Raw genomic sequence first — 23,810 nt, 5'->3', positions numbered from 1 at the left:
GCCGTCTTCTCGCCGTCTTCTCGCCGTCTTCTCGTCGGTCTCCCCGTCGGTCTTCCGCGCGGGCGCTACCTCCGGGAGGAGCGCCCGAGCACCCACCCGATCACCGCGCTGCCCAGCGCCACCCCCGCGCCCATCCCGAAGGCGGCCAGCATCGTCCACGGCCGCACCTCGTGGGGCCGCGCCTTCGCGGGCCGCTCGAACACCTGGCCCGGCACGACCTCCGCCGCCGCGCCCGTCACCGGCCGCGCCGCGTCCTGTGAGCCGCCCGCCGCCTCCTGCGCACGGCCCACCGCGTCCCGCGTGCCGCCCGCCGTGTACGGCCCGCCGGGCGCGCCGAGGAGCGCGTCCGCGGCCTCCGGCACTCCCGAGGCGTACGGCGGGCCGGCCGGGGAGATCGCGGGGGAGGGACCGGCCCCCGCGCCGGCCATGCCGGGGACGGCGGCGTCGCCGGGCGAGGGGAGAGGGGCCGCGGTGAGGTCGCGCTCCAGCGCGGCGAAGAACTCGGTGGCGGTGCGGCGGGCGACCGAGGCGAGCACGCGCTGCCCCACGCCGCCGACCATGCCCCCGACCACGGCGTCCGCGTCGTAGTCGATCCGGGTCCCGCCGCCCTCCGCGTCGGAGAGCTTCACGTGCGCGGTCGCCTCGACCGTGCCCGGCGCGCCCTGGCCCCGCGCGCGCAGCACCACCCGCTCCGGCGGCTCGGGGTCCCGCAGCTCGACCTCGCCCCGGTACACCCCCTTGATCGAGGCGACCCCGGCGGTGACGGTCATCCGGTAACGGTCGCCGCCGAGCGCCTCCAGCCGTTCGCAGCCGGGGATCGTCCGGGCGAGCACGGCGGGGTCACGGAGCGCGTCCCACACCAGGGGACGGGGAACGGCGAGGATCGCATGGCCGGTGAGCTTCATGAGGGCACCCTAAGGAACGCTCCCTCCTCCCCGAACGGCAACATCTGCTCACGAGGGTCGCCCCGCTTGGCAAACCATCGGCGGCACGGCGGCGTCTAATCGAACAGTCCCGGCGAACCATCATGAGCCGGGCGGCGAAGGAGGACTCGGGGGATGCGGGGGATGCACGCCGCTCGACGGGGCGGCGCGGCGAGGCGGGCGCTGGCCGCGCTCACGCTCGCGGCGATCACGACGGCCTGCGCGGGCGGGACCGGGCAGGACGGCCCCGCCGCCCCGGGCGGCCCCACCGGCCGGGCCGCGGACCCGCCCGGCGCCGAGACCCCGGGCGCGTCACCGTCCCCGCGCCCGAACCGCGCCCTGCCGCGGCCGGGCGAGGTGTCCCGCATTCCCGTGGAGTCGCTGCCGCCGGTCATCGACCACATCCCCACCAAGCGCAAGGTCGTCTTCCTCACCATCGACGACGGCTGGGAGCAGGACCCCGGCTTCGTGGAGGAGGTACGGCGCGGCGGCGTGCCCGTGACGGCGTTCGTGACGCGGGACTCCGTCGAGGGGCAGGGCCGGGCGGACGCGGCGGCGGGCGGCGGTCGGTACACGGCGGCGGAGGGCTGGCCGTACTTCACGCGGCTGCGCGACGCGGGCGTGCCGATCGAGAACCACACGCTGACCCACCCGAACCTGCGGCTGCTCGGCCCCGCCGCGCAGAAGGCCGAGATCTGCGGCATGTCCAAGCGGATCGAGCAGCGCACCGGCAGGCGGCCGTGGCTGTTCCGGCCCCCGTTCGGCAACCACAACACCGCCACCAGGGTCGCGGCGAAGGAGTGCGGGATCGGGGCGCTGATCATGTGGACGGCGACCGTGCAGAAGGACGCCAAGATCGCCTACCAGGTGCCGGACAAGAAGCTGCGTCCCGGCGACATCATCCTTATGCACTTCCGGCCCGGCCTCGCGACCGACTTCAAGCGGCTGATCCGGAAGATTCACCGCAGAGGTTACGAATTCGGGGATCTGCCCGCATACCTCGCGGCTGCCGGCGTTCGCCCCCGGGATCATCGATAACGGGTCTACATTTCCAGGACCGGCGGGGTTGGGTTTCCCGCTCCCCAAGCAACCCCGCCGGCCCAAGCACCCGCTCGCTCCGAGCGGGGCGGGGTCGTCACCCCGCCTGCCGTACACCCGCCGCGTCCGCGCGCCCGGCGTCCCCGGCGACCTGCGGGCTCTCCGCCGCCGGCTGGTCCTCCGCCGCCGGCTGGTCCTCCGCCGCTGGCTGGTCCGCCACGCCGGGGGCGGTGACGCCGCGCAGGACGATCGCGGTCAGCACCGCCGTCACGCCCACGAGCACGGCCCCGGACAGGGCCGTGACCTGCAGGCCCGCGCCGAACGCGGCCCGCGCGGAGGCGAGCAGCGCCTCGCCCGCCCGCGCCGGCAGCTCGGCCGCGACCTGGGCGGCGCTGCCCAGGGTGTCCCTGGCCGCCTCCGCCGCTTCGGCCGGCAGCCCGGCGGGCACGCTCACCCCCGCCCGGTAGACCGCCGTCGCGATGCTCCCGAAGACCGCCAGGCCCACGGCGCCGCCGAGTTCCTGCGCCGTCTCGGACAACGCCGAGGCCGCCCCCGCCCGCTCCGGCGGCGCCGAGCCGACGACGAGGTCGGTGCCCAGCACCAGCAGCGGCGACCCGCCGAGGAAGAACAGCGCCTGCCCCGCCACGACCGCCGCCAGCCCGCCGGGACCGGGCGCCGTCGCCATCACGACCATCCCGGCCGCGCTGACCAGCAGCCCCGCGGCGGCCACCGGCCCGGGCCGAAACCGCGCGGCCAGCCTCGGGGCGGCCGTGAACCCGATGATCAGCGTCACCGTCTGCGGCAGCGTCAGCAGCCCGGCCTGGAGCGGCGACAGGCCCGCGACGAGCTGCATGTACTGCGCGCTGAGCAACCCCATCCCCGGCCCGACCAGGATGACGAGCACCAGGATCCCGAGCGAGGCGCTGAACCGGCGCTCGGCGAAGAGCCGCAGGTCCACCAGCGGGTCGGCCAGCGTCCGCTGCCGCCGCACGAACACCGCCGCGAGCACGGCCCCGGCGAGCAGCGCGACCAGGGCGGGCGCGCCCACGCCGTACGCCGCGATCTCCTTCACCGCGTAGATGACGGCGATCACCGCGGCCAGCGACAGCACCACGCTGACCAGGTCGAGCCGGCCGGGGGAGGGGTCGCGGTACTCCGGCAGCAGCAGCGGCCCCGCCACGAGCAGCAGCGCCATCACCGGCACGCCGAGCAGGAAGGCCGAGCCCCACCAGAAGTTCTCCAGCAGCAGCCCGCCCACCAGCGGCCCGATCACCATGCCGCCGGTGAAGCCGGTCATCCACAGGCTGATCGCGACCGTGCGCTGGGCGGGGTCGGCGAACATGGTGCGGATCAGGGACAGCGTGGACGGCATCAGGGTCGCCCCCGCGATCCCCAGCACCGCCCGCGCCGCGATCAGCAGCTCGGCGTTGGGGGCGTACGCCGCCAGGGCCGACGCCGCCGCGAACGCGGTCGCGCCGATCAGCAGCAGCCGCCGCCGCCCGACGCGGTCGCCGAGCGCGCCCATCGTGATCAGGAATCCGGCGATGAGGAATCCGTAGATGTCGTTGATCCACAGAAGCTGGGCGGAGCTGGGCCGCAGGTCCGCGCTGAGCTGGGGCACCGCCAGGTGCAGCACGCTCACGTCGATGGCCAGGAGCAGCGTCGGCAGGACGAGCACGACCAGGCCCGTCCATTCCCGCCGTCCTGCCCGCCGGGGCACCGGATTTATGCTGGTCTCAGTCATGATCTCACGCTAAAACCTCAACCAAGCCTAAGGTCAACGGGCGGCTCTGGACCCCGGGCGGGGATTGTGCGCAAGATGGGCGCGAGGTGATCGCATGGGAACTCTCGACGGCAAGGCCGCGCTCGTCACCGGCGGATCCCGGGGCATCGGGCGCGCGATCGCGGAACGGCTGGCGCGGGAGGGCGCGACGGTGGCCTTCACCTACCGGAGCGACGACGCCGCGGCCAAGGAGGCCGCCGGCGAGCGGATCTTCGCGATCCGCGCGGACCAGGCGTCCCTCGCCGAGCTGGAGCGCGCCTTCGAGGAGGCGGTCCGGCTGCTCGGCGGACTGGACATCCTGGTCAACAACGCCGCGATCAACCCGGTCACGCCGCTGGCCGAGGTGACCGAGGAGACGTACGACCACGTGATGGCGGTCAACGCCAAGGCCGCCTTCTTCGCGATGCGGCACGCGGCGCGCGTGATGCGCGACGGCGGCCGGATCATCAACATCTCCACCCTCAACACCGCGCTCCCGGCCCCCGGCCTGATCCTGTACTCCGCCAGCAAGGCCGCCCTGGAGCAGTTCTCCGCCGTCGCCAGCCGCGAGCTCGGCCCGCGCGGCATCACCGTGAACACCGTCTCCCCCGGCGCCACCGACACCGACCTGCTCCGCGCGACCAATCCGCCCGAGGCCCTGGAGCAGACCCCCGCCTGGACCGCCCTCGGCCGCCTGGGGCGACCGGCCGACATCGCCGCCGTGGTCGCCTTCCTGGCCGGCCCCGACAGCGCCTGGATCACCGGCCAGAACCTCCGCGCCACGGGCGGCTTCCTCCTCTGAGGCCGGTGCCCGCCGTACGGCCCGGGCCCCGCGGAGGGGCGCGGGTATCGGACGCCCGGCCTCGCCTCGCGGGTCTGACCGATTGTGGTGATCGTGGTGGAGCCGCGGGGCGCGGCGACGTAGCGTTGGGGCATGAGCCGTCCTGGTGCCAAGCACGCCAAGGCAGAGGCGATGCGGGTGGTCCGCGCGATGGTCGAGGGGGCCCCGCCGACGGCGGGGTCGCTGCTCGCGACGGCCGAGCCGGTGCTCGGCGAGGAGCGGGCGGGCAGGTGCGCCGAGCTGGTGCGGCGCGGGGCGCTGACGCGCAGGGCCGAGCGCCTCGCGGCCGTCGCGGCCCTGACGGCCGGCACCCGGGAGATCGGCGCGGGCTGGTGGGCGCGGCCCGGCCCCGGCGGCACGCCCGACGAGGTGCTGCGCGGCGGCGACGCGGCGGACCCGGCCGCGCTGGAGACGCTGGCCGCGCGGATCGCCGAGGACGTCGCCGAGGCCCGGTGGGGGCCGCCCGCCGGGCAGGTGGACCTCAACTCCTGGCGGGCCGCCGACCGGGTGCCGCCGCCGCCCGGCGCCGAGCCGGGGGACCGGCTGGTGGCCGCGTTCGACACCGGAGGCCGGGTGGACGCGGTGGTCGTCCGCCGCGACGACGGCTCCCCGGGCACGGAGCTGGACTTCGACTCGCTGCGCTACTCCGGCCCGGCCGAGGCGTCGTGGGCCTGGGAGACCGCGCTCGGGCTCGGCCCCCACCGGCTGCCGGGGGAGGTGCCCGACCCCTACGCCGAGGCCGTCGACCCGGAGGCCGCCGCGATCCTGCGCTCGTGGGCGCTGCGGCACGGCGCGACCCCGGCCGAGGTGGGCGAGGGGTGGTCCACGGTCGGCGACGTGATCGCCGCCGTGGGCGCGGTGGACTGGATGTGGCGCAGCGGCGAGTGGTTCGGCTGGTGGCGCGCCGCCTCCGCGCTGGTCGAGCAGGACGCCAAGCACCTCGCGGCCCGCCTGGAGGAGATCCTGTCCTGACCGGCGGCGGGTCCCGGGACGCTCTCCCGTGGCGTACGGACGCGGTCCCGGGGCGCGCTCCCGTGGCCTACGGGCGCCGGTCCCGGAGAGCGCTCCCGTGGCGTACGGGCGCGGAAGTCACGATCACGCGACAGGGACGCCGCCCCCGTGGCGCGCCCGCTCCCCGCCGTGGCAGATTGCGAGGACGACGACTGCGGGAGGTGCGATGACCCTGCCCCTACGGCCGAGAGCGGGCGTGGACGCGGAGACGGACCCGGACCAGGTGCGCGGCCAGAACGGCCTGTGGGTCGTGATGGCCGGGCTGGCGGTCGTGCTGATCTGCTTCGTCGTGGGCGTGATCGTGGACGGCGACATGACCGTCCTGTTCGGCGGCTTGACCGGGGTGGTCGGGACGATCATCGGGGCGTACTTCGGCATCCAGACCGGGCAGGCGGGCAAGGAGCGCGCCGAGGCCGAGCTGCGCCGGATGAACGAGGTCGCCGTACGGCTGGCCGCCCACGTGCCCGCCGCGCAGGCCGAGCCGGTGATCGCGGCCGTGATGGGCCCGCGCAGGGACCGCCCGGACGAGACGGCGGCGACGCACCGGCAGGCCCCCTGACCCGGGCCGGCGTCCGATCCGGGGGCCGGCGCGCGGCGACCCGGACCGGGCCGCGGCGGCCAGGGTTCGGCCCGCGGTGATCCGGGGCCGGCGCGCGGCTCCCGGCTAGATCCAGCTCCGGAAGAGCATCCGGGAGTACCACGCCTCGTAGGTGATCACCTCGCCCGCCAGCACCGGGTGCAGCCACCAGAAGTTGACGATCACCAGGAGCGTGAACGTCCCCGCGACGACGGCGCCCACCGTGCGGCGCGTCGAGCCCGCGCGCGCCGGGCCGATCAGCCACCCGGCGGCGAGCACGATCGCCAGGATCAGGAACGGCAGCGTGGGCAGCGCGTAGAAGAGGTACATCGTGCGGCCCCTGGCGGCGTAGAAGAACCACGGCAGCCAGCCGGCCAGGTACGACACCAGCACGGCAGCCGCGCGCCAGTCCCGGGCGCGGAAGTACCACACGGTGATCGCCACGAGCGCCGCGATCCCGCCCCACCAGATCACCGGCGTGCCCACGGCCAGGATCGCGCGGGAGCAGTCGTCGGCGCCGCAGCCGCGCACGCCCTCCGGGTAGTAGAAGGCGACCGGCCGGGCGAGCACCGGCCAGCTCCACGGCCACGACTGGTAGAGGTGCCCGTCGGCCAGCCCGTCGTGGAAGTCCAGGATGTCGCGCTGGTACTGGAACCACGACCAGAGCGAGTCCAGCGGGAACGCGAGCCCCGAGGACCGGTCCCAGTTCCGCCCCCAGCCGAGCGGCGAACCGAACCACCCCGCCCACGACGCGAGGTAGGCCACCGCCGGCACCAGCGCCAGCGTCGGCAGCGCCGCGGGCAGGTCCGCACCCCACCGCCGCAGGCCCGCCGCCCGCCGCGCCCCGGCGTCCCAGACCAGGGTCAGCACGGCGAACGCGAGCAGGAACCACAGGCCGCTCCACTTGGTGGCCACCGCCGCCCCCAGGCAGGCCGCCCCCGCCACCCGCCAGGGCCGCCACCCCAGCCACGGTACGGCGTCCGCCCGGACCTTCCCGTCCACCGGGTTCCTGACGTCCTCCAGCGCGAGCGCCAGCCGTTCGCGCGCCCGGTCCCGGTCGACGACGAGACACGCGAACGCCGCGACCACCCAGAACGTCACCAGCCCGTCCAGCAGCGCCGTACGGCTGAGCACGAAGTGCAGCCCGTCCAGCGCCAGCAGCAGCCCCGCCAGGCACCCCAGCAGCGTGGACCGCGTCATCCGCAGCGCCGTCCGCGCCAGGATCAGCACGGTCAGGCTCCCGAACAGCGCCACCGCGAAACGCCACCCCAGCGGATTCGCCCCGAACAGCCACTCCCCGGCGGCGATCATCCACTTCCCGAGCGGGGGGTGCGCCACGAACGACAGGCACTCCGCCTCCGGCCGGGGCGGGCACTGGACCCAGAGGTCCGTCCCCCCGGCGTTCAGGATCCGGTCCGCGACCGGGTCCTCGGTCGTCCCGACCGTCTTCCGCTCAACCCCGAACCGCAGCAGCGACAGGGCGTCCTTCGCGTAATAGGTCTCATCGAAGACGATCTCCCGCGGTTCCCAGACCCGCTCGAACCGCAGCCCCGCGCCCATCCCCGCTACCGCCAAAGGCCCCGCCCACGCCCAGAACCCCGCACTCCGCACAAGCGGAGCCACTCGGCCGACCAGTGAGGACCCAGACACTCGATCATGCTAGAGCAACATCTTCTTCACATCTGTCACTTAGGTAACAATTCCTGAACTCCGGACAGAGGGGATGATGGGGTGACATCCGACGTGGAGGCGCGACCGCGCCCCATCGGGGCTCCGGTCAACGGAATTCCGGTAATTTCCGGATGTTGATTTCTGCGGGCTGTGAATCATGTGGATCCGTTACGTAATGATCGGCATCCGTTCCTCGGCATGACGGCGGGTCCGGGCGGGCGATCGGGCACGCATCGCGGGCGGGGGCGTCGGCCTGGGGTGGCGGGAAAAACGATCTATATGGCTCGCCGGGCCTCGGTATGGCGGCGCGCTGGCGATGCCGCGGGGGTGAATCTACAATCTCACTCACCCGTGTCGCCTCATTTGCTCGATCTCTGCATGGACTTCCTGATGCCAAGACTCAGTGACGAATCCACACATTTGGCCGGTCGAATATCAATTTGGCTGGCCGGTATCTTCGCCGTGGTCGCGTTGATCGTCGGAGTCGCCAACCTCCTCCTGCCGCGGCCGGTGCCGATGCCGCTGGACCTGGTCGCGGCCTACCTCTTCGGCACCCTCGCCAGCTTCATCGCCTACGTCTACGGAGAGCTGAGCGCGATATCCGAGCGTCAGCGCCGGCTGCTGAACCAGCCCGCTCGCGGGGTCGAGGTTTTCACCACGAGCGAGGATTTCCTGCGCAAACTGGTCGAGATCACAGTGGGGGCGACCACCGTGAGCACTCTCAACCTCTCGCCGCCCCGCGGCGAGCATCCCGAGCTCGACCGCTACTTCGAGGAGGTTCACCGGGACGTCAAGAACCGCCGGAGTCCGCTGAGAAGCTTTCGCAGCATCGCCAGCGTGGACACGATCAGCAAATCCAAGTGGCTCGTGGAGAGATCCTGTGAACTGCTCCAGACCGGGCGCGTCTCCTTCGCCATATTCGATCAGGATCGCATCCGCCCGCTGCTGCATCCGCTGAGTCTGCACATCACCCAGAAGAACGGGAATCTGCACGTATTCATATTTCCGCCGGTGAATCTCACGGGGTCGATGGACTCCATGCTCATCACCGACCCCGTGCTCGGAAAGGTGATGCTCGACTACTACAACCTGCTCTGGCACGACTCGCTGAAGATAAATGAGGGGCGGCAGGTCCGCGCGGCCGGCCTCGACAGGCTCGCGCAGCTCAACCCGGACATCGAGCTGAATTCCTTCTACCAGACCCTGCGAAAGGGCGTGCTGACGTGAACAACCTGCGCAGGCGGCTTCGGTCGGACGAAGCGCTGCTCGGCACCCTCATCTCCCTCGACTCGCCTGAGCTGGCGATGATCCTGCAGCATGCGGGGTTCTCGTGGTTCTTCCTGGATCTAGAGCATTCGGCGCTTCTCGACCTGAAAAGCGCCCAACGGATCATCGAGGTCCTTCAGCCGCGCGGATACGCCGTCATCCGGGTGCCGGACGGTTCCGAGACCTGGATCAAACACGCCCTCGACACCGGATGCGACGGCATCATCGTGCCGCATGTCTCCACACCGGAGGAGGCCGAGCGCGTCGTGAGGTCCGCGAAGTACCCCCCCGCGGGCGGCCGGAGCGTGGGCATCTCCCGGGCGCAGGGATACGGGGCGCGCTTTCACGAGTACCTGAGCGAGGCGACGGACAGCATCGCGGTGATAGCCCAGATCGAGGACGTCGAGGGGGTGAAGAACATCGATGCCATCCTCGCCGTGGACGGCATCGACGCGATATTCGTCGGACCCTACGACCTCTCGGGCAGCCTGGGGATCCTGGGAGAGCTCTCCAACCCCGCCTTGGCCGAGATGGTGGACAGGGTGCGCGCGGCCTGCCAGGCCAAGGGAATGCCGCTGGGTATGTTCTGTCCGAATCCGGAGGCCGCGAACACCGAGCTGGGAATGAGGACGCTGCTGCTGGCGATCGGCTCGGACGCGGGGCACGTCGCGACCGGGGCGAAGGCGACACTCGACCAATTGCGGCGGCCCCGGCAGTGATGATGATCGTGCGGTCGGACTCGTTGGAGACGTGCCGGCGGGCCCTCTTCGAGGACTCGGAGATCCTCGCGATCCACGTCCGGGGCTACGCGCCGGAGGACGTTCTCAGGCATGCCCGCGAACACGTGATCCCGCGCCTGCTGCGGGGTTCGGTCCGGCGGATATACCGCAGTCAGATACCGGCGTTCAGCACCGTCGCCCGAGGCGGTCCCGCCGAGGGGGAGGCGTATCTGCGCCGTTCCTGGAGCGTACTGCGGGCGATGCGCCTGGCGTTCCAGCCGTACGCCAACCCCGCGGACGTCTTCCGCGCCGAGATCGACGAGCTGTCACCGTGGGGCGCGCGGCTCCTCCACCTGGACGGCCGTCCGGTGGTCTTCGGGATGCTCCGAAGCTGGGATCCGGGAATGCGGGCACTCCCGCATTTCGACATCATCCAGCGATCGGGGGCCGCGCCGCTCGGCGGCCTCGCGTTCAAGGAGCAGTTCGGGGTCAACGTGTACTTGGAGACGCCCGAGCGCGGTGGTGAGCTGCTGGTGTGGAACGTCACGCTGCCGGCCCTGCTGGATGCGGGCCATCGGGCGCAGGAGGACGCCTATGGCTTCGACCCTCACCGGCTCCCGCGTCCCGACCTGGTGATTCAGCCCGCTCCCGGCGACCTGATCATGGTGAGATCGACGCGGTTGCACGCGGTGGCCGCGACGGCCGAGGGGCGTCGAATCACGATTTCGGGATTTCTCGGGATCGGCGGGGAGTCGGATGGAGTCATGCTGTGGAGCTGACCGACCAGGGTGACTGGACGCGCGTGACGAGCGAATGGGAGGTGGAGAGCCGGGGCGACCTGGAAGCGCTGCGCCCGGAGCGGCTGTTCTCCCTCGACGGCAAAGTGGCCTTGATCACGGGAGCCGGGGGCGGGGTGGGCGGATGGCTCGCCCTCGGGCTGGCGGCGGCGGGCGCGCGTGTCGTGCTCAGCGACATCACGGGGGAGCGTTGCGCGGGCATCGCCGAGCGCCTGGGGGCCGGGGGGAAGGAACACCACGTCGTCGCGGCGGATCTCCGTGATCCGGCCGCTCCCCCTTTCATCGTCGAGGGTGTCCTGTCCAGGTTCGGGAGGCTCGACGTCGTCGTCAACGCGGCGGCCGTCAACGAACGCAGGCCCATCGCCCATGCCGATCCCGAGGTCTGGTCGTCGATCGCCGACGTGAACCTGCGGGCCGCGTACTTCCTGGCACGCGAGGCCATGTTGACGATGCGGGAGACCGGCGGCGGGTCCATCGTGAACATCACGTCCGTGAACGCCGAGATCGGGGTGGAGGACGTGTCGGTCTACGGCGCGCACAAGGCGGCGCTCGCCCAGGCGACCAAGACCATGTGCGTGGAGTGGGCGAAGTACCGGATCCGGGTGAACTGCATCTCACCCGGCTTCCTGATGACCTCCCTGTCCAGGCCGCTGTGGCAGGACGAAGCCCGCGCCAAGTGGATCCTGGCCCGATGCCCGCAGCGCCGCCCCGGCTGGCCGGAGGAACTGGTCGGAGCGTGCCTGCTGCTGGCCTCGGACGCCGGTTCGTTCATCTCCGGCGCGAGCATCCTGGTCGACGGCGGCCTGCTCGCCGGCAGTCCCTGGAACCCCTGACGTCGGCCCCCGTGGAGCCCGAGGTCAGCGCTCGCCGTACGGCGACCGGCGGAATCTGAGGCCAATTGACCGGCGATTGGACCTGGATGCGGGGTGGTGGGGGTGTCACGGTCGGGGGGACGGGTCGGGATGGAGGGGGTGCGGGATGGGCGGGATCCGGGAGGACTTCCTGGCGGCGGCGCGGGTGTCGGCGGGGTTGCTGCGGGAGCCGGCCGTGGTGTCGGCGTGGGACGAGCCGAGCGCGCTGCCGAGGTTCACGGTCGGGGGGCTCGCGGGGCATCTGGCGTACCAGGTGCTGGTCGTCCCCGAGGCGATGGCGGGGCCGGCGCCCGTTCACGAGACCGTGCCGGTGATGGGGCACTACGCGCGCGTGCGCTGGATCGAGGCGGACATCGACGACGAGATCAACCTGCGCATCCGGGGCGGGGGCGACCGGCTGGCCGCCGACGGGCCCGGGGCGCTGTCCGCGCGGGTCGAGGCGGCGCTGGAGGAGCTGGGCGAGGTCCTGCCCGGAGCCGAGAACCGCGCGGTGCACATCCCGCTGTGGGACTCGTGGTCGCTGCGGCTGGACGACCTGCTGCTCACGCGGACCCTGGAGATGGCGGTGCACTGCGACGACCTCGCGGTCAGCGTGGACCTGCCCACCCCGCCCCTGCCCGCCGCCGCCACCGAGCGGGTCGTGGACCTGCTGGCCCGCCTGGCCGTACGCCGCCACGGCCCGGTCGCCGTCCTCCGCGCCCTGAGCCGGGCCGAACGCGCCCCGGCGACCGTCGCGGCCTTCTAGCGCGCCCCGGCGCGGGCGGTGGCCCCGAACGCGGCGGCCACCGCGTCGCGCACCTCGTCCTCGGCGGGCGCGGGCCTGCCCAGCGCCGCCGCCTGCTCGGCCAGCGAGGTCATCGGCGCCTCCGGCAGCCCGCACGCGACGAACGTGTCGAAGACCCCCAGGTCGGGATCCACGTTCAGGGCGAACCCGTGGCTGGTCACCCCGCCCCTGATCCGCATCCCGATGGACGCGATCTTCTTCAGGTCCGGCGTCCACACCCCCACGAGGCTCTGCCCGCCCCGGGGCGTGTCCCGCCGGATCGCCGGGAAGCCCAGCGTCCCCAGCGCCGCGATCAGCGCGTTCTCCACCCACCGCACCACGTCCGCGGGCCCCCGCTCCCGCAGGTCCACCACGAGGTACCCGACGAGCTGCCCCGGCCCGTGATAGGTCGCCTGCCCGCCCCGGTCGACCTCCACCACCGGTATCCCCGTCCGCGCCGGCAACTCGGCCGGCGGCGTTCGCGTCCCATAAGTGATCACCGCCGGATGCTCCAGCAGGAACAGCCGATCCCCGGCCTCCCCTTCCCGCCGCTCCCGCACCCACTCCGCCATGGCCGCGACGGCCTCGCCGTACGGAACCTCCCCGAGGTCCACCCGCTCCAGCCCGCTCAGCCCATTCCCCACATACCTCACATCCCGACCCTACGCCCCCACCCGCCCCGCACTTCCGAGAGAACCCCCACCAGAACCCCCACGCCCCCGCCGTACGGCGGGCGAGGGCCCGGGGCCGTACGGCGGGACGCTCAGGGGGCGGTGGGGATGTCGGCGATCCGCATCGCCCAGACGCGGAACTCGCCGAGGTCGCCGAGCCCGCGCCGCACACGCTCGGGAATCCAGGGAGCGGCCGCCGCGTCGAGGAGATCGCACAGCCCGAGGTGGTGCCAGTCCCAGTGGAGGGCGTTGTAGGCGATCATCAGCGGGGCCACGCGCTCCCGTATCCGGGTCACGCGGGCCTCGTCCAGGCCGATCGCGCTCAGGCGCTCCAGGGCCGCGGTCCGCTGCCCGGCGGTCTCCTCGGTGTCGAGGAAGGGACCCAGCAGGTCCGCCCAGACGTCGGGACGCCGCCGGAGGGGGACCGCGTGCCTTCCGCAGAAGGCCGTGAGCTCCCGGCGCTGGAGGGCCGTCACGAAGAGCGTCAGCCCGCCGGCGGTGCGGACCTCCGGCGGGGCGGCGTCCGGGTCCGCGTCACGGATGTCCTCCAGGCGGACCTCCCCGTCTTCCGGAAGCCCAGGAAGGCCCCTCTGCCCCGCGGGGAGAACGAGCCCCCGGCCCGTGAAGACCACGTCGAGATCCATCCCCTCATGATCTCCGCCCGGCATCGATCTCCCTCGCCCGGATCCCGGCACGGCGCGCGCGGGCCCGCGGGCTCATGCCGTACGGCGGGCGCGTGGGCGGCGGGGGAGGGGGGTGAGCTGGGGGTGGGGTCAGGGGTGACCACGGTGGGGGGTGGGGGTGGGCAGGGATCGCCGGGGCGGGGGTGGGGGTGGTGGGTCAGGGTGGAGGCATGATTCGGGTTGGGGTGGACACCGGGGGGACGTTCACGGACGTGGTGGCGTTCGACGAGGGGACCGGGGAGGTGCGGGTCACCAAGACGCCCTCGACGCCGGAGGATCCGGCGGTGGCGTTCCTCGCGGGGCTGAGATGGGCGGGCGGGGAGGCCGGGGAGGTCGGGGCGGTGTGCCATGGGACGACCGTGGCCACCAACCGGTTGCTGGAGGGGCGGGTCGGGGGGCTCGGGTTCGTCACGACGGAGGGGTTCGAGTTCCTGCTGGAGATCGGGCGGCAGAGCGTGCCCGACGGGTACGGGAACTCCTACTTCTGGGTCAAGCCGGAGCGGATCGTGCCGGTCCGGCTGGTCCGGGGCGTGGGCGGGCGGCTCGATCACCGGGGGCGGGAGGTCCGGCCGTTCGACGACGAGGGCGCGGTGCGGGTCGCGCGGGAGTTCCGGGAGCTCGGGGTCGGCGCCGTGGGGGTGTGCTTCCTGCACTCCTACGCCGACCCCGCGCACGAGGAGCGGATGCGGGAGGTGCTGGCGCGGGAGTGCCCGGGGGTGGCGGTGTCGATCTCCAGCGAGGTGCTGCGGGAGTACCGGGAGTACGAACGGGCCGTCACCACGCTGGTGGACGCCGCGGTGAAGCCGCACATGTCGCGGTACATCGGGCGGATCGCGGCCGAGCTGGACCGGCCGCTCCACGTGATGAAGTCCAACGGCGGGATGCTCTCCGCGCGCGAGGTCGCCCGCCAGCCGATCACCACGGTGCTCTCCGGCCCGGCCGCCGGCGCGCTCGGGGCCGCGCTGATCGCCCGCACCGCCGGGTACGACAGTGTGATCACCCTGGACGGCGGCGGGACCTCGACCGACGTCGCGATCGTCCAGGACGGCGAGCCCGCGATCACCACCGAGGGCGGGGTCGGGCGTTACCCCTGCAAGATCCCGATGATCGACATCGTCACCGTGGGCGCGGGCGGCGGGTCCGTCGCGTGGATCTCGCCCGAGGGCACGCTCAAGGTCGGCCCCAGATCAGCCGGGGCCGACCCCGGCCCGATGTGCTACCGGAGGGGCGGCGCCGAGCCCACGGTCACCGACGCCCACGTCATGCTCGGCGGCGTCCCGCCCCGCCTGCTCGGCGGCGGGATCCCCCTCGACCCGGACGCGGCGCGGGAGGGGATCGAGGCGCTGGCGGGCGGGCTCGGCCTCGCCCCCGAGCGCGCCGCCACCGGCGTCCTGGAGATCAACGCCTGGAACCAGGCCAACGCCATCCGCCAGGTCACCGTGCGCCGCGGCCTCGACGTGCGCGACTTCCCCATGGTCGTCTTCGGCGGCTCCGGCCCGCTGGCCGCCTGCCGCCTGATCGACATCCTCGGCCCGCCCGCCGTCCTGGTCCCCGCGAGCCCCGGCACGGTCTCCGCGTTCGGGCTGCTCACCGTGGACGTCAAGAACGACTACGTCCGGACGTACGTCACCGACGACCTCGACCCCGCCCGCGCGGAGGCGATCTTGGCTGAGCTGGAGGCGCTGGCCGCCGGCGCCCTCGGCCGGGAGGGCTTCCCGCGCGAGCGCCACGTGTACCTGCGCGAGGCCGACCTGCGCTACCACGGCCAGGCGTACGAGGTCCGCGTCCCGGCCCCCGCCGGTCCCGTGGACGCGCGGTGGCGGGAGACCGTGACGGCGAGGTTCCACGAGGCCCACGAACGGCTCTACGGGTACGGCTACCGCGACGACCCCCGGCACCGCGTGGAGTGGGTGAACCTGCGGGTCTCCGGCGTCGGCCCGATCTCCCGCCCGAGGCTGCGCCGGCCGCCCCGCCGCGAGGGGCCCCCGGCGGCCCCGGCCGTACGGCGGGCGTTCTTCGCGGGCGGCTGGGTGGACACGCCGGTCCACCGGCGCGCGGACCTGGGGCCCGGCGACGTGGTCCGCGGCCCGGCGATCGTGGAGGAGTTCGGCTCGACCCTGCCGGTCCACCCCGGCTTCCGCGCCCGGGTGGACGACCACGCGAACCTGGTGGTGACCCGTGACTGACACACTCCCCGGCGGAGACCGGCCGGACCCCGTGCTCGTGGAGATCGTCGAGGGCACGCTGGCGTCGGTCGAGCGCGAGGTCGAGACCGCGATCGCGCGCACCGCCCGCTCCCCGATGATCAGGGACGCGCACGACTTCCGCGCCGGCATCCACGACGTGCGGCTGCGCAAGCTGACCGGCCGGTCGTACTCCGCGCTCGTCCAGCCCGTCGTCCGCGACTTCCCCGTGGGGACCATGAACGAGGGGGACGTCTACTTCCACAACGACGTCTACCTCTCCGAGGGCGGGATCGGCCACCTGCCGGACCTGTGCGTGACCGTGCCGGTGTTCCACCGGGGCGAGGTCGTCGCGTTCGTGCAGGCGTTCGGGCACCACGACGACATCGGCGGCTCCGTGCCCGGCTCGATGCCCTCCCACGCGACCAGCGTCTTCGAGGAGGGCCTGATGGTCCCCCCGATCCGGCTGCGGGACCGGGGCGTGCCCAACGAGGCCGCGCTGCGGATCATGACCCGCAACTCCCGCATGCCCGACTCCCTGGCCGGGGACCTCGACGCCGAGTGCTCGGCGTGCCTGATGGGCGCGCGGCGGCTCGCCGAGCTGTTCGAGCGGTACGGCAGGGCGCCCGTCGAGCGCTGCTTCGACGCGATCATCGCCAAGACCACCGAGACGTTCCGCAGGGAGCTGCTGTCGAAGATCCCCGAGGGCGTGTACGTCTGGGAGGACTACGCCGAGCACGACGGCGTGGACGAGCCGCGCCTGCACACCCAGCGAATCACGCTCACCCGGGCGGGCGACAAGCTGATCATCGACTTCACCGGCACGTCGCCGCAGGCCAAGGGTCCGATCAACCACGCGGGCGACTACGCCGACGGCGTGTTCCTGAAGAAGTGGCTGGCGCCCGTGCTGCGCAACCTCGCCGACACCCCCGAGCACATGGCCGAGCTCGACGTCAACGAGGGCGTCGTCCCCCTCATCGAGATGGTCTTCCCGGAGAAGGGCACCCTGCTCACCCCGGTCTTCCCGGCCCCCACCAACGCCCGCACGTTCGTCATCCTGCGCCTGCTCGGCGTGCTCGCCGGGGTCCTGGCCAAGGCCACCGGCGGGCGCATGCCGGCCGACCAGGAGACCATCCGCTACACCGGCGTGTACGGCGAGGCGGGCGGGACGCCGTACCTGATGCGCGAGGTCCTGGGCGGGGGCTCGGGCGGCCGGTGGTACGCCGACGGGGAGGACACGATCCACGTGGTGCCGGACTCGCGGAACATCCCGGTGGAGTTCGCCGAGGCGCGCTGGCCGCTGCGGGTGGAGCGGCTCGGGCTGGCCGTGGACTCGGGCGGGCCGGGGGAGTACCGCGGCGGGCTCGGCTACGACAAGCACATCCGCATGCTGGAGGACGCCCGCTACATGTCCATCGCCGACCGGTCCATCCTGTCCTGCTGGGGCGTGAACGGCGGCGCGGCCGGGCGGCCGTTCCGCGTCACGATCGACGGGCGCGAGATGGAGGGCCTGGTGGACGGCGAGCCGGTGCGCGCCGGGCAGGTCATCCGCATCCGGACGACCGGGGGCGGCGGCTGGGGCGACCCGCTCGACCGCGACCCCGCGAGGGTGGCCGCCGACGTCCGCGACGGCAAGGTCTCGGCGGGCGGCGCCCGCGCCGACTACGGCGTGATCCTCACCGCGGACGGCGAGGCGGACGCGGACGCCACCGCGGCCGAGCGGGCGCGGCTGCGCGCGGCCCGCCCGGCCGCGCGCCCGTTCTTCGACCGCGGCCCCGGCTACGCGCGGCTGTCCGGCGGCCTGCCGTACCCCGCCGTGGACCTGCCCTGACCGCTCACCACTTCCGCGATCCGCCCTGACGGGTCACCCGCATCCGTGACCCGCCTGACGGGTCACCACTTCAGCCGCTCGACCTTGGACCTGGCGAGGTTGACGACGACGCGGTCGGTCTCGGCCCAGCTCCCGTCGGGGAGGCGGACGAAGAGCTGGACGCAGCGCTGGCTGCCGCACGCCGCCAGGTCCTCGTTGGTCTTGCGGAGCTGGGCCGCGTGGAACAGGGAACCCTGGGGCCGCAGGTCGGCGGCCGAGTCCAGCTTCTCGCCGGTGGCCTCCTTGTACGCCTTGGCCACGCTCCGGCCCAGCTTGGGGTGGGCGATCAGCAGCTCGGTGGCGCGCGTCAGCTCGGCGCGGGTCGGGGGAGCGGCGAGCGTGGGGCGGGTGGAGGCGGCCAGGGAGGCGTTCCCCGAACGCCCGGACGCCTGCCGGCTGGACTGGTCCCCCGCGTGACCGAGGGCGGCGGCGGTCGCGAGGGAGGAGCCGAGTATCAGGATGCCGGCCAGCCGGGCGCGCAAGCTGGGATATTTACGGTGCTTCGACATCTCGATTACCCTCCGTGATTACTGATAACAGAGCGTTTCCCCAGGAGAGCGCCCGGTCAACCCTGATTCAGCGGAGGACAAACTCCTTCTCGGGATCGTGGGGGACGCGCGGGTCCCCGTCCACGAGGAGGTCGGCGCGGGAGCGTGTGCCGTCGGCGGCGAAGAAGGTATCCTCCGCCCTCACCCAGGTCTCCCACTGCGCGCGGTACTCCTCCCCGTCGCGCGCCAGCGCCCGCCGCAGCCGCAGCTCACGCGGGGCCTCCACCCACACCGCGAGCGCGATCAGGCCCGCCGCGCTCCGCCGGGCCGTGCTCACGCCCTCGACGACCAGCACCGGGTCCGGGGGCACGGTCACGGGCCCGTCGTACTCCCCGCGCGGCCAGTCCCACCGCCGGAACCGGCCGGCCTCCCCGCGCTCCAGCGGCGCGAGCACCTGCGTCTCCAGCAGCCCGAACCAGCTCACCGGGTCGTCCCAGGCGACCGGGAAGTCGTCGCTGTGCACCACCCGCGCCCCGAGCTCCCGCCCGAGCCGCCCGGCGAACGTGGTCTTGCCCGAGCCGCCGGGCCCGTCCACCGCGACCAGCCGCACCGGGCCGCACGAGGGCGGCAGGGCGCGCACCCGCCCGGCCAGCCAGGAGTACGTCAGGACGGCGCCAGGCCCCGGCGCGCCGTTGATAACGCCCATCGGGGAATCGTGTCACGCGCCTCTGGCCCCGCCGCCGCCCGGGCTGGCACTCTGGCGCCAGACCCCCTTTGGAGGCTGACGGTGCTGAACGACGTCGTCGTGCTGGACCTGTCCCGGGCCCTCGCGGGCCCCCACGCCGCCCAGTTGCTCGGGGACCTGGGCGCCTTCGTGATCAAGGTGGAACACCCGTCGGGCGGCGACGAGTCCCGGGGCTGGGGACCGCCGTTCGTCGGGCCGGAGAACGACATCAGCACCTACTTCCTGTCCTGCAACCGGAACAAGCGGTCGATCGCGGTGGACCTGAAGTCCGCCGGGGGCCGGGACCTGATCGAGCGCCTGGTACGGCAGAGCGACGTCCTCATCGAGAACTTCCGCACCGGGGTCCTGGACCGCCTCGGCTTCCCGGTGTCCCGCCTCCACGAGCTGAACCCGCGCCTGGTCGTGCTGTCCATCACCGGGTTCGGCCACGACGGGCCCGAGGGCGGCAGGCCCGGCTACGACCAGATCGCCCAGGGCGAGGCGGGCCTCATGAGCCTCACCGGCCCCTCCCCGGACGAGCCGTACCGGGTGGGGGCGTCCATCGCCGACCTGCTGGCCGGGCTCCACGGCGCGTACGGCGTGGTCGCGGCCCTCTACGAGCGCGAGCGCACCGGCCGGGGCCGCGTCGTGCGCACGTCCCTGCTGGCCTCGGTGGTCGGCGTCCACGCCTACCACGGCACCGCCTGGACGGTCGCGGGCCGGGTCCCCGGGCCCGCCGGGAACCACCACTCCTCCATCACCCCCTACGGGGCGTTCCACTGCGCCGACGGGATGATCCAGATCGCGGTGGCCAACGAGACGCAGTGGGCGAAGCTGGCCGGCCTCCTGGGCATCGACGACCCGAGGTACGCCACCAACCGCGACCGCTTCGCCGTGCGCGACGAGGTGATCGCCGACGTGGAGAAGGTCCTGCGGACGATGGACCGCGCCCACTGGCTGGCCGAGCTGTCCCGCCTGGGCGTCCCGGCCGGCGCGATCCGCACCCTGGACGAGGTCTACGAGTGGGCCCAGACCCGCTCGCAGGGGCTGGTGATCACGGTGGACCACCCGGTCCTGGGCCCGATCGAGCTGCCGGGGCCCGCCCTCCGCGTCGACGGCGCGCCGCCCGCCCGGCACACCGCACCCCCGGGGCTGGGCGAGCACACCGAGGAGGTCCTCGCCTGGCTCGCGGCCCGCGAGGCCGCCCAGGGCTGAGCGCCCCCCGCCGCTCGCCGTACGGCCCGGGGCCCGTACGGCCTGATCCGGTCCGTGCGGGCTGTGCCGCCGTACGGCCTGAGCCCGTCCGCTCGTCCGTACGACGTGGGCGCGGGCGCACGGCCGCAGGGCCGCAGGGCCGTACGGGCCGCTGCGGGCGGGGCGGCGCGGGCTCGGGGCGGGGGACGGGGGATGATCGGGGTCAGCGGGTCTTGGGAGGGTTGATGGGCGGGCGGCCTGATGCTCGGGCTCTGGTGAGGGCGGTGCTGGACCCCGGGACGTTCCGGTCCTGGGACTCGCCGCCCCGCGATCCCGTCGCGGCCGGCACGCCGTACGGCGAGGAGCTGGCGGCGGCGCGGGAGCGGAGCGGGTACGACGAGTCGGTGATCACCGGGGAGGGGCTGCTCGGCGGGCGGCGGGTGGCCGTGATGGCGTGCGAGTTCTCGTTCCTGGCCGGGTCCATCGGGGTGGCGGCGGCCGAGCGGCTGGTCGCAGCCGTCGAGCGCGCCACCGCCGAGGGGCTTCCGCTGCTGGCCGCGCCGGCGTCCGGGGGGACCCGGATGCAGGAGGGGGCGCTCGCGTTCACCCAGATGATCAAGATCGCGGCGGCGGTGCGGCTGCACCGGGCGGCGGGCCTGCCGTACGTCGTCTACCTGCGGCATCCGACCACGGGCGGGGTGTTCGCGTCGTGGGGGTCGCTGGGGCACGTGACGGCGGCCGAGCCGGGGGCGCTGATCGGGTTCCTGGGGCCCCGGGTCTACGAGGCGCTGTACGGCGAGCCGTTCCCGCCCGGCGTGCAGCGGGCGGAGAACCTGTTCGCGCACGGGCTGGTGGACGCCGTGGTGGACGCGTCGCAGGCCCGGGAGATCGCGATCCGGGCGCTGTCGGTGCTGTGCGCGCCCCGGGACGGGCTCGACCCGGGCCCGGAGCCGGAGGAGGCCGACGCGGAGGGGATCCCCGCGTGGGACGCCATCACGAGGTCGCGGCGGCCCGACCGGCCCGGCGTGCGGGAACTGCTCAGGTACGGCGCGGCCGACGTGACGCCGCTGCACGGGACCGGCTCGGGGGAGAGCGACCCGGGGCTGCTGCTGGCCCTGGCGCGGTTCGGCACGGCCCCCGCCGTCGTCATCGGGCAGGACCGGCGCAAGCAGCGCGACGGGGTCCCGCTCGGCCCGGCGGGGCTGCGGGTCGCCCGGCGGGGCATGCGGCTGGCCTCGGAGCTGGGCCTGCCGCTGGTCTCGGTCGTGGACACGGCGGGCGCGGCCCTGTCGAAGGAGGCCGAGGAGGGCGGCCTCGCCGGGGAGATCGCCCGGTGCCTGGCCGACCTGGTCACGCTCACCGCGCCGACCGTGTGCCTGCTGCTCGGCGAGGGCGCGGGCGGCGCGGCGCTGGCCCTGCTCCCCGCGGACCGGGTGCTGTGCGCCCAGCACGCCTGGCTGTCCCCCCTGCTGCCGGAGGGCGCGTCCGCGATCCTCTACCGCGCGACCGACTTCGCCCCCGAGATCGCCGAACGCCAGGGCGTGCGCGCCGCCGACCTGCGGCGCGACGGCATCGTGGACCGGATCATCCCCGAGCGCCCGGACGCCGCCGACGAGCCCGCCGCCTTCAGCCGCCGCGTCGCCCGGGCCCTCGACCATGAGCTGGCCGTTCTCCTGGCCGCCGCTCCCGCATACCGCCTGGAGGCCCGCCTCCGCAGATACCGCGACCTGCGCTGACCCCGCGACCGCCCGCGCCGGTCGCGGCAGGCCGGAGCGGACCGGGCCGGACCAGGCCGGTCACGGCAGGCCGGAGCGGACCGGGCCGGACCGGGCCGGATCAGGCCGTTGCGTGGTGTTCCGTGCCGTGGCGTTCCGGCCGGGTGGCGGGCCGGGCGCTCCGGGCGTCAGGGGCGGGTGGCCTTGCCGTCGAGCCAGAGGGTGTCGGACTCGTCCCGGTGGGAGCCCGTGGTCCCGACGTGCTTGGCGTCGATCTTCGGCCCCTTCTTGATCACGTGCACCAGGGCCATGGCGTGCCCGCGCCCGAGGTCGTAGTCCTGCTTGAGCCATTCGACGATCACGCCCGCCTTGGTGCCCGGATCGTCGTACCCGCGCTCCTTCGCCAGCGCGATGAACTGCCGGGGCGTCAGCCCCGTCTTCTCCTCGATGTTGTCCAGATAAGCCTGGAATGACATGCCTCTCTCCCATCCTCACGCGTCACTGAGAGGGGAATTGTCCCATTAGTAGCCGTTCGCACGAATGACACCCATCTGACCGCCCCCGCCGTACCCGCCGTACCGCTCGACGGCGTCGCGGGACAGGGCCGTGAGCCCGCGGACGTCGAGGGCCTGGCCGCGGCGGCGGGGGTTGTCCGGGAGTCCGGGAGGTGATCTTCTGGAGGCTTCCGGGATCGGAGGAGTGCTCATGACCACGGTGCTCACGGGCGGGCTTCCCTACGCGCCGGGGGCGATCCTCGGCGGGACGCGGGATCACCTGCGGAAGCTGGAGGTGGCGTGGGGACATGTGCGGCGGCGACGCGAGGCAGGGCTGCCGCTGCACAACGTGAGCGGGCTGGAACGGGGGCTGCCGATGCCCGTGGGGACCCCCGCGTGGGAGCTGGACGACGAGTGGGCGGGCGCGCTGTACGACGGCCGGGTGCGGGAACTGGGGCTGGCGCACCTGGGCGGGACGCCGGGGGAGCACGACGTGTTCGCCGCGAACCGGACGACGGCCGCGCTGTTCGCCGCGTTGCAGGTCACGGTGCGGCCCGGGTCGGACGTCATCGGGGTCTCGCCCTCCTACAGCCACCCGGCGGTCGTGCGGGGCGTGCGCGACGCGGGCGGGCGGCTGGTGGAGGCGGCCGGGGCCGACGCGTTCGAGGCGGCGCTCGGAACGGTCACCGATCTGTCGGTGGTCGTGGTCACGCGGCTCGCGGTGACGTACGAGGCGCTGCCGGAGAGCGACCTGCGCCAGGTGATCGACGGCGCCCACCGGCGCGGCGCGCTCGTCGTGGTGGACGACGCGGGGGGCGCACGCGTCGGCCCCGCGGTGCTCGGCCAGCCTCGCACCCTCGAACTGGGCGCGGACCTGGGTGCGACAGGGCTGGACAAGTACGGCGTCGCGGGCCCGCGTGTCGGCCTGCTGGGCGGGCGCGCGGACCTGGTGGCGAAGGCGCGGGCGCGGGCCTTCGAACTCGGGTCGGAGTGCCGGCCGGTCCTCTACCCGGCCGTCGCGGCCTGCCTCGCGGCGTACCGCCCCGAGCGCGTGCGCGAGCTGGTCGCCGTCACCCGCGAGGTGGGCGACGCGCTGCGCGCCCGGCTCGGCGACGCCGTGGAGGCGACCCCCTTCATCACCCGGCTGCCCGGCGAGGCAGTCCTCGCCGAGCTGACGGCCAGGTCCGGCCGCCCCCGACTGGACCTGGCCCCCGTCGAGGCCACGGCCGCCCTGGCGATGGTCCTCCTCCGCGACCACGGCCTCCTCACGGTCCACTTCGCAGGCATGCCCCCGGGCACCTCGGCCCTCCTGATCAAGTTCCTCCCGCCGGAGACCGTCGCGGCGCTGGGCGGGCCCGCCGTGTTCGCCGACGCCGTGGTCACGGCCCTGCGGACCGCCGCCGAGGAGGTGGCCACGCCCGAGTCCGCCCGCCGCCTCCTGCACGGTCCGGATGTCTGACTCGCTCTGACTTGACCTGGATCGACCTGATTCGCCGGTACGGCGTGAGCCCCCGCGGCCTCACGCCGCGGGGGCTCACGCCGTACGGC

Annotated in this window: 23 protein-coding genes; 14 read left to right on the top strand and 9 right to left on the bottom strand. The window is 73.9% G+C overall.

Translation table 11 applies throughout. From position 1 onward, the window contains the following. Positions 1-65 precede the first annotated feature (65 nt). Positions 66-905, bottom strand: coding sequence for an SRPBCC family protein (locus tag D5H75_RS19945; RefSeq protein WP_119928005.1), 840 nt, complete (start codon positions 903-905; stop codon positions 66-68). Positions 906-1,067: 162 nt separating this feature from the next. On the opposite strand from D5H75_RS19945, the gene D5H75_RS19940 reads away from it, so the two are divergent. Further along, entirely contained in the window at positions 1,068-1,961 is an 894-nt protein-coding gene (locus tag D5H75_RS19940) for a polysaccharide deacetylase family protein (RefSeq protein WP_119928154.1), read from the top strand. Between the two features lie 97 nt (positions 1,962-2,058). Here D5H75_RS19940 and D5H75_RS19935 read toward each other — a convergent pair whose 3' ends face one another. After that, a complete protein-coding gene (locus D5H75_RS19935) occupies positions 2,059-3,705 on the bottom strand; it encodes an MFS transporter (protein ID WP_119928004.1) in 1,647 nt (548 codons plus the stop codon). Positions 3,706-3,799: 94 nt separating this feature from the next. On the opposite strand from D5H75_RS19935, the gene D5H75_RS19930 reads away from it, so the two are divergent. The 3 genes from D5H75_RS19930 (at position 3,800) to D5H75_RS19920 (ending at position 6,134) form a co-directional block, all read left to right on the top strand. After that, entirely contained in the window at positions 3,800-4,525 is a 726-nt protein-coding gene (locus tag D5H75_RS19930; protein ID WP_119928003.1) for a glucose 1-dehydrogenase, read from the top strand. Positions 4,526-4,657: 132 nt separating this feature from the next. Further along, the gene (locus D5H75_RS19925; protein WP_119928002.1) at positions 4,658-5,536 is read left to right on the top strand and encodes a hypothetical protein; all 879 of its coding nucleotides are present in this window, start codon (positions 4,658-4,660) and stop codon (positions 5,534-5,536) included. Between the two features lie 205 nt (positions 5,537-5,741). Then, a complete protein-coding gene (locus D5H75_RS19920; protein ID WP_147425225.1) occupies positions 5,742-6,134 on the top strand; it encodes a YccF domain-containing protein in 393 nt (130 codons plus the stop codon). A 105-nt stretch (positions 6,135-6,239) separates the two neighbouring features. Here the strand turns inward: D5H75_RS19920 and D5H75_RS19915 are convergent, their stop codons facing one another. Further along, the gene (locus tag D5H75_RS19915) at positions 6,240-7,712 is read right to left on the bottom strand and encodes a dolichyl-phosphate-mannose--protein mannosyltransferase (protein WP_119928000.1); all 1,473 of its coding nucleotides are present in this window, start codon (positions 7,710-7,712) and stop codon (positions 6,240-6,242) included. 489 nt (positions 7,713-8,201) lie between these two features. Between D5H75_RS19915 and D5H75_RS19910 the strand changes: the two genes are divergently transcribed. From D5H75_RS19910 to D5H75_RS19890, 5 genes are all read left to right on the top strand, one after another. Next, the gene (locus tag D5H75_RS19910; protein ID WP_147425224.1) at positions 8,202-9,050 is read left to right on the top strand and encodes a hypothetical protein; all 849 of its coding nucleotides are present in this window, start codon (positions 8,202-8,204) and stop codon (positions 9,048-9,050) included. Further along, on the top strand, positions 9,047-9,808 hold the full coding sequence (locus D5H75_RS19905) for an HpcH/HpaI aldolase family protein (protein WP_119927998.1): 762 nt from the start codon (positions 9,047-9,049) through the stop codon (positions 9,806-9,808). Before D5H75_RS19910 ends, D5H75_RS19905 begins: the two co-directional genes overlap by 4 nt. Next, positions 9,808-10,587 carry a 2OG-Fe(II)-dependent halogenase WelO5 family protein gene (locus tag D5H75_RS41755; RefSeq protein ID WP_202638326.1) on the top strand — a complete coding sequence of 260 codons (780 nt, stop codon included), beginning with the start codon at positions 9,808-9,810 and terminating at the stop codon, positions 10,585-10,587. The genes D5H75_RS19905 and D5H75_RS41755 overlap by 1 nt, the downstream gene beginning before the upstream one ends. Beyond that, positions 10,578-11,438 (top strand): SDR family NAD(P)-dependent oxidoreductase, encoded by an 861-nt coding sequence (locus tag D5H75_RS19895; protein ID WP_202638325.1) that lies wholly within the window; start codon positions 10,578-10,580, stop codon positions 11,436-11,438. The genes D5H75_RS41755 and D5H75_RS19895 overlap by 10 nt, the downstream gene beginning before the upstream one ends. Positions 11,439-11,583: 145 nt before the next feature. Next, a complete protein-coding gene (locus tag D5H75_RS19890; protein WP_119927995.1) occupies positions 11,584-12,222 on the top strand; it encodes a maleylpyruvate isomerase N-terminal domain-containing protein in 639 nt (212 codons plus the stop codon). Here D5H75_RS19890 and lipB read toward each other — a convergent pair. Further along, positions 12,219-12,893 carry a lipoyl(octanoyl) transferase LipB gene (gene lipB, locus D5H75_RS19885; protein WP_242454375.1) on the bottom strand — a complete coding sequence of 225 codons (675 nt, stop codon included), beginning with the start codon at positions 12,891-12,893 and terminating at the stop codon, positions 12,219-12,221. The two genes, D5H75_RS19890 and lipB, sit on opposite strands and share 4 nt — an antisense overlap. A gap of 110 nt (positions 12,894-13,003) precedes the next feature. Then, entirely contained in the window at positions 13,004-13,555 is a 552-nt protein-coding gene (locus tag D5H75_RS19880; RefSeq protein ID WP_119927994.1) for a hypothetical protein, read from the bottom strand. A gap of 209 nt (positions 13,556-13,764) precedes the next feature. Here D5H75_RS19880 and D5H75_RS19875 point away from each other — a divergent pair, with 209 nt between their 5' ends. Together D5H75_RS19875 and D5H75_RS19870 are read left to right on the top strand one after the other, a co-directional pair. Continuing rightward, a complete protein-coding gene (locus D5H75_RS19875; protein WP_119927993.1) occupies positions 13,765-15,780 on the top strand; it encodes a hydantoinase/oxoprolinase family protein in 2,016 nt (671 codons plus the stop codon). Next, positions 15,773-17,608: a hydantoinase B/oxoprolinase family protein gene (locus D5H75_RS19870; RefSeq protein ID WP_119927992.1), complete on the top strand. Its 1,836-nt coding sequence runs from the start codon at positions 15,773-15,775 to the stop codon at positions 17,606-17,608. Before D5H75_RS19875 ends, D5H75_RS19870 begins: the two co-directional genes overlap by 8 nt. A 62-nt stretch (positions 17,609-17,670) precedes the next feature. On the opposite strand, the gene D5H75_RS19865 is transcribed toward D5H75_RS19870, so the two are convergent. After that, positions 17,671-18,156, bottom strand: coding sequence for a hypothetical protein (locus D5H75_RS19865; RefSeq protein WP_147425223.1), 486 nt, complete (start codon positions 18,154-18,156; stop codon positions 17,671-17,673). 67 nt (positions 18,157-18,223) lie between these two features. Further along, positions 18,224-18,841 carry a uridine kinase family protein gene (locus tag D5H75_RS19860; protein WP_119927990.1) on the bottom strand — a complete coding sequence of 206 codons (618 nt, stop codon included), beginning with the start codon at positions 18,839-18,841 and terminating at the stop codon, positions 18,224-18,226. Between the two features lie 81 nt (positions 18,842-18,922). On the opposite strand from D5H75_RS19860, the gene D5H75_RS19855 reads away from it, so the two are divergent. Together D5H75_RS19855 and D5H75_RS19850 are read left to right on the top strand one after the other, a co-directional pair. Then, positions 18,923-20,074, top strand: a complete 1,152-nt coding sequence (locus D5H75_RS19855) for a CaiB/BaiF CoA transferase family protein (RefSeq protein ID WP_422674040.1) — start codon at positions 18,923-18,925, stop codon at positions 20,072-20,074. A 224-nt stretch (positions 20,075-20,298) separates the two neighbouring features. Continuing rightward, positions 20,299-21,789: a carboxyl transferase domain-containing protein gene (locus D5H75_RS19850; RefSeq protein ID WP_119927989.1), complete on the top strand. Its 1,491-nt coding sequence runs from the start codon at positions 20,299-20,301 to the stop codon at positions 21,787-21,789. Positions 21,790-21,956: 167 nt separating this feature from the next. Here the strand turns inward: D5H75_RS19850 and D5H75_RS19845 are convergent, their stop codons facing one another. Both D5H75_RS19845 and D5H75_RS40915 read right to left on the bottom strand, forming a co-directional pair. Next, complete coding sequence (locus tag D5H75_RS19845) at positions 21,957-22,244, bottom strand: DUF4287 domain-containing protein (RefSeq protein WP_119927988.1); 288 nt, start codon at positions 22,242-22,244, stop codon at positions 21,957-21,959. Between the two features lie 45 nt (positions 22,245-22,289). Beyond that, entirely contained in the window at positions 22,290-22,475 is a 186-nt protein-coding gene (locus tag D5H75_RS40915) for a hypothetical protein (protein ID WP_147425222.1), read from the bottom strand. Here D5H75_RS40915 and D5H75_RS19840 point away from each other — a divergent pair. Beyond that, positions 22,474-23,721, top strand: a complete 1,248-nt coding sequence (locus tag D5H75_RS19840; protein ID WP_119927987.1) for an aminotransferase class I/II-fold pyridoxal phosphate-dependent enzyme — start codon at positions 22,474-22,476, stop codon at positions 23,719-23,721. The two genes, D5H75_RS40915 and D5H75_RS19840, sit on opposite strands and share 2 nt — an antisense overlap. Positions 23,722-23,810: the final 89 nt, after the last annotated feature.

Origin of the sequence: Bailinhaonella thermotolerans (genome assembly GCF_003594875.1) — a bacterium.
GTDB lineage: Bacteria > Actinomycetota > Actinomycetes > Streptosporangiales > Streptosporangiaceae > Bailinhaonella > Bailinhaonella thermotolerans.
This window is presented reverse-complemented; position numbering and strand designations above follow the sequence as displayed.

Coding starts and splice junctions, on each gene's coding strand:
- D5H75_RS19925 (WP_119928002.1), top strand. CDS start 4,658: ATGAGCCGTCCTGGTGCCAAGCACGCCAAGGCAGAGGCGATGCGGGTG.
- D5H75_RS19935 (WP_119928004.1), bottom strand. CDS start 3,705: ATGACTGAGACCAGCATAAATCCGGTGCCCCGGCGGGCAGGACGGCGG.
- D5H75_RS19910 (WP_147425224.1), top strand. CDS start 8,202: ATGGACTTCCTGATGCCAAGACTCAGTGACGAATCCACACATTTGGCC.
- D5H75_RS19930 (WP_119928003.1), top strand. CDS start 3,800: ATGGGAACTCTCGACGGCAAGGCCGCGCTCGTCACCGGCGGATCCCGG.
- D5H75_RS40915 (WP_147425222.1), bottom strand. CDS start 22,475: ATGAGCACTCCTCCGATCCCGGAAGCCTCCAGAAGATCACCTCCCGGA.
- D5H75_RS19850 (WP_119927989.1), top strand. CDS start 20,299: ATGGGCGGGCGGCCTGATGCTCGGGCTCTGGTGAGGGCGGTGCTGGAC.
- D5H75_RS19890 (WP_119927995.1), top strand. CDS start 11,584: ATGGGCGGGATCCGGGAGGACTTCCTGGCGGCGGCGCGGGTGTCGGCG.
- D5H75_RS19945 (WP_119928005.1), bottom strand. CDS start 905: ATGAAGCTCACCGGCCATGCGATCCTCGCCGTTCCCCGTCCCCTGGTG.
- D5H75_RS19860 (WP_119927990.1), bottom strand. CDS start 18,841: ATGGGCGTTATCAACGGCGCGCCGGGGCCTGGCGCCGTCCTGACGTAC.
- D5H75_RS19915 (WP_119928000.1), bottom strand. CDS start 7,712: ATGGGCGCGGGGCTGCGGTTCGAGCGGGTCTGGGAACCGCGGGAGATC.
- D5H75_RS19920 (WP_147425225.1), top strand. CDS start 5,742: ATGACCCTGCCCCTACGGCCGAGAGCGGGCGTGGACGCGGAGACGGAC.
- D5H75_RS19845 (WP_119927988.1), bottom strand. CDS start 22,244: ATGTCATTCCAGGCTTATCTGGACAACATCGAGGAGAAGACGGGGCTG.
- D5H75_RS41755 (WP_202638326.1), top strand. CDS start 9,808: ATGATGATCGTGCGGTCGGACTCGTTGGAGACGTGCCGGCGGGCCCTC.
- D5H75_RS19840 (WP_119927987.1), top strand. CDS start 22,474: ATGACCACGGTGCTCACGGGCGGGCTTCCCTACGCGCCGGGGGCGATC.
- D5H75_RS19880 (WP_119927994.1), bottom strand. CDS start 13,555: ATGGATCTCGACGTGGTCTTCACGGGCCGGGGGCTCGTTCTCCCCGCG.
- D5H75_RS19875 (WP_119927993.1), top strand. CDS start 13,765: ATGATTCGGGTTGGGGTGGACACCGGGGGGACGTTCACGGACGTGGTG.
- D5H75_RS19865 (WP_147425223.1), bottom strand. CDS start 18,156: ATGTCGAAGCACCGTAAATATCCCAGCTTGCGCGCCCGGCTGGCCGGC.
- D5H75_RS19940 (WP_119928154.1), top strand. CDS start 1,068: ATGCACGCCGCTCGACGGGGCGGCGCGGCGAGGCGGGCGCTGGCCGCG.